The organism is Streptomyces sp. S6 (assembly GCF_054880855.1).
The window spans coordinates 1-11,820 of sequence record NZ_JBTYMC010000213.1 but is presented as its reverse complement, the minus strand read 5'-3'; the positions used below and the strand labels follow the sequence as shown (position 1 = coordinate 11,820).

7 protein-coding genes are annotated in these 11,820 nt (G+C 72.3%); 1 reads left to right on the top strand and 6 read right to left on the bottom strand.

The features are described from left to right. Positions 1–2,060 (top strand): MinD/ParA family ATP-binding protein (locus tag ACVNF4_RS24895; RefSeq protein WP_461805102.1); only part of this gene is annotated, 2,060 nt, incomplete at its 5' end. Between the two features lie 57 nt (positions 2,061–2,117). Here the strand turns inward: ACVNF4_RS24895 and ACVNF4_RS24890 are convergent. From ACVNF4_RS24890 to infB, 6 genes are all read right to left on the bottom strand, one after another. Then, on the bottom strand, positions 2,118–3,071 hold the full coding sequence (locus ACVNF4_RS24890; RefSeq protein ID WP_461805101.1) for a bifunctional riboflavin kinase/FAD synthetase: 954 nt from the start codon (positions 3,069–3,071) through the stop codon (positions 2,118–2,120). 116 nt (positions 3,072–3,187) lie between these two features. Beyond that, a complete protein-coding gene (locus tag ACVNF4_RS24885) occupies positions 3,188–7,453 on the bottom strand; it encodes a hypothetical protein (RefSeq protein WP_461805100.1) in 4,266 nt (1,421 codons plus the stop codon). A gap of 551 nt (positions 7,454–8,004) precedes the next feature. After that, complete coding sequence (gene truB / locus ACVNF4_RS24880) at positions 8,005–8,910, bottom strand: tRNA pseudouridine(55) synthase TruB (RefSeq protein WP_461805099.1); 906 nt, start codon at positions 8,908–8,910, stop codon at positions 8,005–8,007. Then, positions 8,907–9,353 carry a 30S ribosome-binding factor RbfA gene (gene rbfA / locus ACVNF4_RS24875; protein ID WP_416975699.1) on the bottom strand — a complete coding sequence of 149 codons (447 nt, stop codon included), beginning with the start codon at positions 9,351–9,353 and terminating at the stop codon, positions 8,907–8,909. The genes truB and rbfA overlap by 4 nt, the downstream gene beginning before the upstream one ends. 38 nt (positions 9,354–9,391) lie before the next feature. After that, entirely contained in the window at positions 9,392–9,685 is a 294-nt protein-coding gene (locus tag ACVNF4_RS24870) for a DUF503 domain-containing protein (RefSeq protein ID WP_461805098.1), read from the bottom strand. A gap of 193 nt (positions 9,686–9,878) precedes the next feature. Then, positions 9,879–11,820: translation initiation factor IF-2 (infB, locus tag ACVNF4_RS24865; protein WP_461805097.1), on the bottom strand; the 1,942-nt coding region annotated here is incomplete at its 5' end.

The window sequence follows — 11,820 nt, the reverse complement described above, 5'->3', positions numbered from 1 at the left end:
CCGCCCCGGGCCACCCCCTGGGCACCACCGCGCCCCCGCCCGGCCCCCCGGCGGGTTACCCGGCAGCCGCCGACTCCCCGCAACCGGGTCGGCCCACCCCCGGCACCGCGCAGCCCGACAGCATCCCGCAGACACCGCCCACACCTCCGGCGGGCTACGGCTTCCCCCACCCAGGTCAGCCCACTCCCGGCGCCCCTCAGCCTCCGGCCCAGCCGCATGGCTACGGCTTCCCGCCCTCGGCGAACCCCGCGCAGCAGCCCGGCACGCCTCCAGCGGGCTACGGCTTCCCGCACCCCGGTAACGCCCCCCAGACACCCCCCACCCCTCCGGCCGGCTACGGCTTCCCCCAACCGGGCGCCACCCCCACTCCCCCGGCAGCCGCCGACTTCCCGCAGCCGGGACAACCGAGCCGCCCCACCCCCGACACCCCGCAAACGCCCCCCGCACCCCCGGCGGGCTACGGCTTCCCGCACCCGGGCCAACCGAACCAGCCGACCCCCGACGGCACCTCCCAGACACCCCCTGCACCCCCAGCCGGCTACGGCTTCCCCCACCCAGGTCAGCCCACCCCCAGCACCCCCCAACCCCCCGCCCACCCACAGGGCTACGGCTTCCCGCACCCCGGTGACACCCCGCAGGCCCCCCCCCCACCCCCGGCGGGCCACGGCTTCCCCCACCCCGGAGCCGGTCCGCAGGACGCCGTGCCGGCACCCCCCGGTGCCCCCGGCACCCCTGGGATCCCCCCGGCGGGAGCCGCTTCCCCGTACCCGGGACAGCCCGGTGCCCTGCCCGACGCTCAGCCCCACCCCGCCTCCGGCTTCTCCCAGCCCCCGCAGGGACCCCCGGTCGACCCCCGTACCGGCATGGCCTGGCCGCAGCCGGTGCAGCATGATCATCGGGCGCCGGTGAATCCGGGGGCGGCCCCGCTCGGGTACACGGCGGCGGTCGAGCTCTCCTCCGACAGGCTGCTGAACAACAAGAAGCAGAAGACGAAGAGCAGCCGGCCGGGGACGGGCGGGTCCAGGTTCAAGCTGGGCGGGAAGAAGGAGGAGGCGGAGCGGCAGCGGAAGCTGGAGCTGATCCGGACGCCGGTGCTGTCGTGCTACCGGATCGCGGTGATCAGCCTCAAGGGCGGGGTGGGGAAGACCACGACGACCACCGCGCTGGGCGCGACCCTGGCCACCGAGCGCCAGGACAAGATCCTCGCGATCGACGCGAACCCGGACGCGGGCACGCTGGGCCGCAGGGTGCGGCGGGAGACCGGGGCGACCATCCGGGACCTCGTCCAGGCGATCCCGTACCTCAACTCGTACATGGACATCAGGCGGTTCACGTCCCAGGCCCCGTCGGGTCTGGAGATCATCGCGAACGACGTCGACCCCGCCGTCTCCACGACGTTCAACGACGAGGACTACCGCCGCGCCATCGACGTGCTGGGCAACCAGTACCCGATCATCCTCACGGACTCCGGCACGGGCCTGCTGTACAGCGCGATGCGTGGCGTCCTGGACCTCGCCGATCAGCTGATCATCATCTCCACCCCGTCCGTGGACGGCGCGTCCAGCGCGAGCACGACCCTGGACTGGCTCTCGGCGCACGGCTACTCGGGCCTCGTCGCGCGGTCCCTCACGGTCATCTCCGGGGTCCGCGAGACCGGCAAGATGATCAAGGTGGAGGACATCGTCAGCCACTTCGAGACGCGCTGCCGGGGAGTCGTGGTCGTCCCCTTCGACGAGCACCTCGCGGCCGGCGCGGAGGTCGACCTCGACATGATGCGCCCGAAGGTCCGCGAGTCGTACTTCCACCTCGCCTCCCTGGTCGCCGAGGACTTCGTCCGCCACCAGCAGTCCCACGGCCTGTGGACGAGCGACGGCAACCCGCCCCCGGTGGCGGCCCCGCCGATGCCGGGCTACCAGATGCCGGGCGGCCAGCAGCCCTACCCCGGCCAGCCGTACCCGGGCCAGCAGCCGTACCCCGGGCAGCAGCCCTATCCGGGCCAGCCCCACCCCGGCCAGCAGTACCCGCAGCAGGGGTACCCGCCTCAGCCGCCCCAGCAGTGAGACGAGGGCGGCCGGTGCTGGAAAGCACCGGCCGCCCTCGTCGTCGTCCGGGAAGAACTACTTCTCCTCCGCCGCCGCGACCAGTTCGCGGCACTTCTTCACATCCAGCGCCATCTGCTCCAACAACGCCTCCAGCGAGTCGAACTTCGCCTGCCCCCGCACATACGCGAGGAAGTCCACGGCGACGTGCAGCCCGTACAGATCGAGCCCGACGCGGTCGATCGCGTACGCCTCCACCGTCCGGGTCGTCCCGTCGAACTGCGGGTTCGTGCCGACGGAGATGGCCGCCGGCATCGCCTCGCCGGCCGCGTGCAGCCACCCCGCGTACACCCCGTCCGCCGGTACGGCCGTGTGCGGCAGGGTCTCGACGTTGGCCGTGGGGAACCCCAACTCCCGCCCCCGCTGGGCGCCGTGGACGACGACGCCCTCGACGCGGTGCGGCCGGCCCAGGATCTCGTTGGCCCCCTCGATGTCCCCCTCGCCGACCAGCCGCCGCGTCAGGGTCGAGGAGAACGGCTCCCCACCGCCCGCCTCACCGGCGACGTACAGCTCGACGACCTCGACCTCGAAGTCGTACACCTTCCCCTGCTCGGCCAGGAACTCGACGTTCCCCGCGGCCCGGTGCCCGAAACGGAAGTTGGGCCCCTCGACGACCGCCTTCGCGTGCAGCTTGTCGACGAGGACCTTGACGACGAACTCGGCCGGCGAGAGCTTCGAGAACTCGGCGGTGAAGGGGAGCACCAGGCACGCGTCGACGCCGAGTTCGGCCATCAGGTCGGCGCGGCGGTGGTGCGGCGCGAGGAGCGGCGGGTGACTGCCCGGCCGGACCACCTCGCTGGGGTGCGGGTCGAACGTCACGACGACGACCGGCACGCCCAGCTCCCGCGCCCGGTCCACCGCGTGCCGGACGATCAGCTGGTGGCCGCGGTGGACTCCGTCGTAGGAACCGATGGTGACGACGCTGCGCCCCCAGTCCTGGGGGATGTCCTCCAAGCCACGCCAGCGCTGCACTGTGACCGCTCCTCGAAAACGTTGCTAATTCCCTCAAGTTTTACGCAGGTCTAAGGGTGCCATGCCCGGCCGACTCCACCCCCATCGGCATCGGCGCTGTGACGGGGCGCACGTGTTCACGCCGGGACGCTGGTGCCCGCGAGGTTCTCGATCATGCGGCGGGCGCCGGGTCCGACGACCGTCGCCCACTCCTGCGGGGACTCCCCGATCCAGTCCGCGACGCGGGCGGCGAAGCCGGGGACGTGCCGGCCGAGGTCGACCAGCCCTCGGTCGAAGCGGGTCGCGCCGTCGGGGGTGCGGACGAGGAGCCGGCCGGCGCGGTGGACGAGGTCGCGGGAGCGGTGGCGGGCGGCGGCGTGCAGGAAGGAGGTGAGGACGGCGGGGTCCTGCTCGTGGGTGAGCAGGAACTCGCGGAGTTCCGCGCGCAGGGGGGAGCCGTCCGGCGTCGCCAGGACATCCGCGAGAGCGGACCTCACCGGCTCGGGGGCGGTCGTCAGGAGCGCCGTGACCAGGGGGTGGAGGACGGCTCTGGCGGGAGCGCCCTGCCGGAGGCGGCCGTCCACGTACGCGGCGACCGCCTCGGCCGTCTCCGGGCGGCGTTCCACCGTCTCCCTGACCATGATCGCGATGCGGCGGGTCAGGGGGTGGGTGGTGATCTCCGCGAGGGCGCGCAGGGTGGTCGTCGGGTCCGTGTCGGGGCGGTTGAGGCGGGTACGGAAGGCTTTCAGGACCTGTTCGGTGTGGGTGCGCAGGGCGGGGAGCAGGGCCGTCGGGGGGAGGCCGGGGTCCGCCGCCGTGAAGTGGGCGAGGGCCCCCGGGAGATGGGCCGTGCGGATGCGGGGGTCCTGGACGAGGAGGCCCAGCGCGCCGGCCTCCAGCGGGGGTTCGGCCAGCAGTTCCTGGGCCGCGTACCTCAGGAGGTCACGGTCCGCGTCCGAGTCGGCGTGCGGGGCCGCGCGCAGGCCGTAGGAGACCGCCGCGACTCTGCGGGCGGGGCGGGTGTCCCTCGCCCAGCGGTCCACCGCCCGGCACAGGGCCGAGGGTTCGTCCTCCGCGAGCGCCGCGAGGAGTTCGTCCGCCCTTCGGTGGCCGCAGCCCACCAGGACCTCCGTCAGGTCGTCCAGCGCGTGGTGCCGGTACGCGTACAGCAGCGCCTGGGCCGCCGCCGCGACCGTCGCCTCCGGGGTGCCGGGGAGGGGGCGGTCGTCCTCGAACCAGAGGGTGAGGTGGGGCTGGACGGTGGTGGCGTCGGCGGCGAGGAGGGCGGCTACGGCGTCCAGGTAGCGGGGGGTGGGGGTGGCGGCCGGGGGCGGGTCGGCTCGGAGGAGGTGGCGCAGGAGGGTGAAGAGGGGGGCCGGGGGGAGGGGGAGGGCGGTCCAGAAGGCCGGGAGGAAGGTGGTGGGGGGTTGCTGGGTGGGGGTGCGGGCTACGACGTGGTTCGCCAAGGCGTGCAGGACGTCCAGGTACGGGGTCGCGTCCGGGACGTTCAGGAGGGTTTCCGTGAGGAGGTGGGCGGGCCACCAGGTGCCGGCTGTGTCGTCGGGGTCGTCGTTCAGGGCCTCGGTCAGGTTTCGGAGGTGGGGTGTGAGGGCGGTGGGGCCCTGTTGGCGGGCTGTCAGGAGGAGGGACTGGACCACCGGGCCGATGCGGTGGTGGGGGACCGGGATCAGGTGGGGGGTTCGGGGGCGGTGCGTGAGGGACGTGAGGGCTTCGTCCAGGTCCAGGTGCATGCCCTGGAGCCAGTCGGCGAGTTCCTCGTGGGCGAAGCGGTAGCCGGTGCCGGCGGGGACGAGGAGGCCTTCGGCCAGGACCGCCGAGGCCCAGCCGGTGCCGCCGCCGAGCCGCCTCGGGGCCTGGCCCCAGGGGAAGAGCTCCTCGAACGCCGTGGTGTCCAGTTCGCCCTGGCCCGGGCCCAGACTGCGTCTGGCGGCTTCGTGGAGCTGGCCGGCGACCTTTGCCGCGAGGCGTTTCACGGGGGTGCCTCTGAGGCCGTTCTCCATCGCCAGGCGGACGGCGATTCTCAGGCACACCAGGTCGAGGTAGGCGCTGAAGACGTCCTCTCTGTCCGCGGTGCGGGGTGGGGTGTCGGGGAGGGCTGTGCCGAGTTCCGAGAGGAGGCGGAGGGTGAGGGGGTGGCGGGCGGCGCGGGGGGTCAGGGCGGATTCCGGGATGCCGTAGCGGTGCCGGGCGAGTGCGGCCTCTTGTTCTGTCAGCTCGCCGATCTCCACGCAGGCGGGCAGCGGACTTTTCTCGCCCCCGCCGCCCCTACCCTTCCCGTCCCCCAGGGGCTGCCGCCCCTTCGCCCCCGCCAGTCCAGGGGTTCCACCCCTGGACCCCTCGGGAGGGGTGAGTGGGGTTGCTTGCTGTGGGTGGGCGGGTTCGGGAGGGGGAGGTGGAGGGTCGGGGGTGGTGGGGTTCAGTGGGGGAAGTCGGGGGTCTGAGGGGTGAGGGTCGGGAGCCTGGGCGGTTGGGTCGAGGGTGGTGGGGTCCAGTGGGGGAAACCGGGGGTCTGAGGGGCGGAGACCGGGAGCCGGGGCGGTTGGGTCGAGGATGGTGGGCCCCAGCGGGGGAAGCCGAGGGTCTGAGGGGCGGAGACCGGGAGCCGGGGCGGTTGGGTCGAGGATGGTGGGCCCCAGCGGGGGAAGCCGAGGGTCTGAGGGGCGGAGACCGGGAGCCGGGGTGGTTGAGTCATGGAGCTCCGAAGAGCAAGAGGCGACGGGGGTGGGCCGGGAACCCGGCGGGGTGTTGTGGGGGACGTTCTCACGAAGTGCGGGCCCGCTCCGTGGCGTTGGGGTGGTGCCGTGGAGCATCTCCGCCGGGAAGTGCGCGCCGGCCCCCTCCCAGTACTCCGCCCTGCACGCGAGGACCAGGCGGGCGCCGGTCTCGCGGAGCCAGCGGACCGTGCCGTCCGTCCAGGCCGCGAGGCGGTGCGCGAGGACGGGGGGCATTTCCTCGGGGCCGTCGAGGAGGAGGAAGAGGGGGCGGCCGGAGGTGAGGGCGGTGTGGGAGAGGGCGGCGGGGGTGAGTGTCTCGGGGTCGGGGGGTGCGGTCGGCGCCTGGGAGGTCGTGACGATACGGGCGGCCCGGCGCAGCGCACGTGCCGCCGCGTCCGCCAGCGACTCGTCGTCGTCCCGCAGATCCGCTCCCCTCAGCCACAGCGTCGGCGCCGGCTCCACGGCCCGGTGCCGCCTCGCCGCCAACGCCGCGAGCTCCGTCGTACGCCCGCTCCCGGGCGGCCCCACCAGCGCCAGCACGGACGCCGTCCCGGCCGAGAACACGGCGAACTCCCGTACAGTCACACTCCGTTCAACAGGCACCACTCCGGCACCCCAGTCACGCCCTGCCCCACAGCCGACTCCACCAGCCCAGCCACCCCCCGCACCCTCACCGACTCCCCCACCCCACACGCCCCCCACCGCCTGCCCCACACCGAAACCCGCTCCGGCACCCCAGCCCTCCCCTGCCCCTTTACCCCCACCGGCTCCCGTCCCCTCCGACTCACCGAACCAACTCCCCACACACCCCGCCGCCTGCCCCGCACCGAAACCCGTCCCGACCGAATCCCCACCCTCTGCGCTCCCCTCTGTCCCCTCCCCCGCACCGAAACCCGCCCCGGCCGAACCCCCACCCGCCCCGTCGCTCCCCTCACCCCCCGCACTCGGCCACCCCCCGACATACCCCGCCAACGCCCCCTGAGGCCCGTCCGACCCCACCGACGTCGCCGTCAGTTCCAGCACCCCCGCGAGATTGAGGTCCACCCCGTACGCCGGAACCGTCGCCGCGTTCTGGGTGAGGAGGGTGCCCAGCGGTCCGCCCCCGGCGGCCGACGGGCGGAGCGGAATCGCGAAGCCCACGTCGCGGTGGGCGGATTGGAGGGCCGTGCCGAGGACCGCGACGACCGTTCCGGTGGCGGCGTCGAGGACGGGGCCGCCCGCCGCGCCGCCGCCGAGACGGAGGGCGTCGCGGCCGGTGGTGCCGATGGCCAGTTCGAGGGTGTCGGGGAGGAGGTGGAAGCGGTCCGTCGCCGTGTAGGTGGCCTGGGTGGTGCAGAGGGCGCGGGCTTCACGCCAGGCGCCGGCCGCGATACGGAGGTACGTGCCTTCCGGCACCTCGTCCCTGACCGTCACCGGGAGGGGGTCCGTGCCGAGGCCGTCCGTGTGGACGAGGGCCAGATCCAGCTCCGGGAGGGGGGTGACGGCGTCGGCGGTGACGACACAGGTGCGGTCGCCGGCGCCGTACAGCACGATCCGGGGGAGGCCGTCGACCACTTCGTGCGCGGTGATCAGCGTGCCGTGGTGGTCGGCGAGGAAGCCGAGACCGCGGGGGCGCCCGGCGAGATCCCGAATGCGGACGACGACGTCCGGACCGCCCTGCTCCCCCATCCGCCTGCCCCTCCCGCCGCGCGCCTGCCCTCACTCCGACGGTAGGGCGGCGGTGATCAGCAGGACAGATCGCGAGGCGAACACGCCCCCTCACGCTCCCTCGGTTCACTCCGAGCGCCTGCCCGGACGGGTGAATGCACGGGGGCAGATGGATAACCCTAGGGGTGGGGGAACCGAGGGGGGAGAACCCGTGGAGCGGCGGCACAAATACCCCGTGCGCGCCGCTCCACGGCTCCCGGCTCCCGGCTCCCGGCTCCCGGCTCCCGGCTCCCGGCTCCCGGCTCCCGGCTCCCGGCTCCCGGCTCCCGGCTCCCGGCTCCCGGCAGAGCTCAGCCGATCCCCCGGGACTCCGCAAGCACTCGGCCAATCCGGACTCCGGAGAAACTCAGCCAAACCCCGGACCCCAGAAACGCCCAGCCGATCCCGGACCCCCGAGAAACCCAGCCAAGCCCCAGACCCCGGAAACGCCCAGCCGATCCCCCGGGACTCCGCAAGCACTCAGCCGATCCCGGCCCCGAGAATCTCAGCCAACCCCCGAACCCCGGAAGCCCTCAGCCGAAGACCGCCAGGCTCTTCGCCTTCCCCTTCTCCGATTCCACCAGCGCGAGGAACCGCCCCTCGGGGTCGAAGACCGCGACCGCGCCGCCGCCGGTGTACTCGTCGGGCATGTCCAGCCGGACCCCGTTCAGCAGCAGCCGCGCCCGCTTCGTGTCGACGTCCCAGCGGCGGAACGCGGCGGTGGCGGCCTCCGCGACCGGCATGACCGTCAGCTCCTCCTGGAGCTGGTCGAGCGTGCGGGCGGAGTCCAGCTTGTAGGGGCCGACCCGGGTGCGGCGCAGCGCCGTCAGGTGTCCGCCGACGCCGAGGTCCGCGCCCAGGTCACGGGCGAGGGCGCGAATGTAGGTGCCGGAGGAGCAGACGACGGAGACGACCAGGTCGAGGACGGCGGTGCCGTCGTCGGCGACGGCCTCGCGGACGTCGTACACCTGGAAGGAGGAGATCCGCACCGGACGGGCCGGGATCTCGAAGTCCTCGCCGTCGCGGGCCCGCTTGTAGGAGCGGACGCCGTCGATCTTGATGGCGCTGACCTTGGAGGGGACCTGCATGATGTCCCCGGTGAGCTTGGCGACACCGTCCATGACGGCGTCCTTGGTCACGCCGGACGCGTCGGCGGACGCCGTGATCTCACCCTCCGCGTCGTCCGTCACGGTCGTCTGCCCGAGCCGGATCGTGCCGAGGTACTCCTTCTCCGTGAGGGCGAGGTGCCCGAGGAGTTTCGTGGCGCGCTCGACGCCGAGGACGAGGACACCCGTCGCCATCGGATCGAGCGTGCCGGCGTGGCCGACGCGGCGGGTGCGGGCGATGCCGCGCATCTTGGCGACCACGTCGTGCGAGGTGAAACCCGACGGCTTGTCGACGATGACGAGGCCGTCGGGCGGGGTGGGCTTGCTGGTCATTCGGCGCTGTCGTCCGTCTCGTCGCCGGGCTTCTTGTACGGGTCGGCACCGCCGGCGTAGTCCGCGCCGGCCGATGCCTCGCGGACCTTCTCGTCGGACAGGCGTGCCTTGTCGAGGAGGTCCTCGATGGTGCGGGCGTTGTCCGGGAGGGCGTCGGCGACGAAGGTCAGGGTCGGCGTGAACTTCACACCGGCCGCCCGGCCCACCTCGGAGCGCAGGATGCCCTTGGCGCTCTCCAGGCCGGCCGCGGCCTCCGCCCGCTCCTCGTCACCGCCGTACACCGTGTAGAAGACGGTCGCCTCCCGCAGGTCGCCGGTGACCCGGGCGTCCGTGATGGTGACGTGCGTACCGAGCCGGGGGTCCTTGACACCCCGCTGGAGCTTCTGGGCCACCACTTCTCGGATGAGGTCCGCCAGCCTCTTGGCGCGCGCGTTGTCGGCCACTGGTCCGTCTCCTTCGTCCTACTCACTTGCTGCTTGCTTCAGTCTTCGTCGCCGTGGAGCCTGCGTCGAACCGAGAGCAGCTCCACCTCGGGCCGCGCGGCGACGAGGCGCTCGCAGCGGTCCAGTACATCGGTCAGGTGTTCCACGTCCCCCGACACCACCGCCAGCCCGATCTCGGCCCTGCGGTGAAGGTCCTGGTTGCCCGTCTCCGCCGCGCTCACCGCGAACTTCCGCTGAAGCTCGGCCACGATCGGACGGACGACGGAACGCTTCTCCTTCAGCGAGTGGACATCACCGAGGAGGAGGTCGAAGGACAGAGTCCCCACGTACATGTATGTGCCGGTTCACCCGCCGGCTCGGGCTCGACGTCCCTGCCCACCAAGTGGGGCGGGGCATCGAGAACGGTACATCGATCAAAAACGCCGGACGAGCAAATTTCAGCCCGCCCGGCGGCAACCTCCGCAAACGGCGTGCTGGCCGACGGAAGCGAACTCCCGCCGGCCAGCACGAACCGTCGGCCGAGAACTACACGCGAGGCTTCTCGCGCATCTCGTACGTGGCGATGACGTCGTCGATCTTGATGTCGTTGAAGTTGCCGAGGTTGATACCGCCCTCGAACCCTTCGCGGATCTCGGTGACGTCGTCCTTGAAGCGGCGCAGACCCTGGATGTTGAGGTCCTCCGCGATGACCTTGCCGTCGCGGATGAGGCGCGCCTTGGTGTTGCGCTTGACCTCGCCGGAGCGGATGAGGACACCCGCGATGTTGCCGAGCTTGGACGAGCGGAAGATCTCGCGGATCTCCGCGGTACCGAGCTCGACCTCCTCGTACTCCGGCTTGAGCATGCCCTTGAGCGCTGCCTCGATCTCCTCGATGGCCTGGTAGATCACCGAGTAGTACCGGACGTCGACGCCTTCGCGCTCCGCCATCTGCGCGGCACGGCCGGCCGCGCGGACGTTGAAGCCGATGACGATGGCGTCGGAGCCCATGGCCAGGTCGATGTCCGACTCCGTGACCGCACCGACACCGCGGTGCAGGATCCGGATGTCGACCTCTTCGCCGACGTCCAGCTGGAGCAGCGACGATTCGAGCGCCTCGACGGAACCGGAAGCGTCACCCTTGATGATCAGGTTCAGCTGCTGGATCTCGCCGGCCTTGAGCACCTTGTCGAGGTCCTCGAGGGACACGCGGCGGGTGCGCTTGGCGAAGGCCGCGTTGCGCTCGCGGGCGGCGCGCTTCTCGGCGATCTGGCGGGCGGTGCGGTCCTCGTCGACGACGAGGAAGTTGTCGCCCGCACCCGGGACGTTGGTGAGACCGAGCACCTGGACCGGGGTCGAGGGACCGGCTTCCGCCACGTTGTTGCCGTTGTCGTCGAGCATGGCGCGCACCCGGCCGTAGGCGTCGCCCACGACCATCGTGTCGCCGACCCGCAGGGTGCCTCGCTGGACGAGGACCGTCGCCACGGCACCGCGGCCGCGGTCGAGACGGGACTCGATCGAGATGCCCTGCGCGTCCTGGTTCGGGTTGGCCCGCAGGTCGAGCGAGGCGTCGGCGGTGAGGACGACGGCCTCCAGCAGGGAGTCGATGTTCAGACCCTGCTTGGCGGAGATGTCGACGAACATGGTGTCGCCGCCGTACTCCTCGGCCACCAGACCGAACTCGGTGAGCTGACCGCGCACCTTGGTCGGGTCGGCGCCCTCGACGTCGATCTTGTTCACCGCGACGACGATCGGGACGTCGGCCGCCTTGGCGTGGTTGAGCGCCTCGACCGTCTGCGGCATGACGCCGTCGTTGGCCGCGACGACCAGGATCGCGATGTCCGTCGAGCGCGCACCACGGGCACGCATGGCGGTGAACGCCTCGTGACCCGGGGTGTCGATGAAGGTGATCTTGCGCTCTTCTTCGTTGACCTCGGTCGCGACCTGGTAGGCACCGATGTGCTGGGTGATGCCGCCGGCCTCGCCCGCGATGACATTCGTCTTGCGGATGGCGTCCAGCAGTCGGGTCTTACCGTGGTCGACGTGACCCATGACGGTGACGACCGGGGGACGGACCACCAGGTCGTCCTCGTCGCCCTCGTCCTCGCCGAACTCGATGTCGAAGGACTCGAGCAGCTCGCGGTCCTCCTCCTCGGGGCTGACGATCTGGATCGTGTAGTTCATCTCGCCGGCGAGGACCTCAAGGGTCGCGTCGGAGACGGACTGCGTGGCCGTGACCATCTCGCCGAGGTTCATCATGACCGCGACGAGCGACGCCGGGTTGGCGTTGATCTTCTCGGCGAAGTCGGTGAGCGACGCGCCGCGGGAGAGACGGATGGTCTCGCCGTTGCCGCGCGGCAGCATCACGCCGCCGACGCTCGGGGCCTGCATGGCCTCGTACTCCTGGCGCCTCTGCCGCTTCGACTTGCGACCGCGACGCGCGGGACCGCCGGGACGGCCGAAGGCGCCCTGCGTGCCACCACGGCCACCG

What these genes read in the sequence shown, in the direction of transcription:
- ACVNF4_RS24885 (WP_461805100.1), bottom strand. Translation starts at nt 7,453, where the DNA reads ATGGGGGAGCAGGGCGGTCCGGACGTCGTCGTCCGCATTCGGGATCTC.
- truB (WP_461805099.1), bottom strand. Translation starts at nt 8,910, where the DNA reads ATGACCAGCAAGCCCACCCCGCCCGACGGCCTCGTCATCGTCGACAAG.
- ACVNF4_RS24870 (WP_461805098.1), bottom strand. Translation starts at nt 9,685, where the DNA reads ATGTACGTGGGGACTCTGTCCTTCGACCTCCTCCTCGGTGATGTCCAC.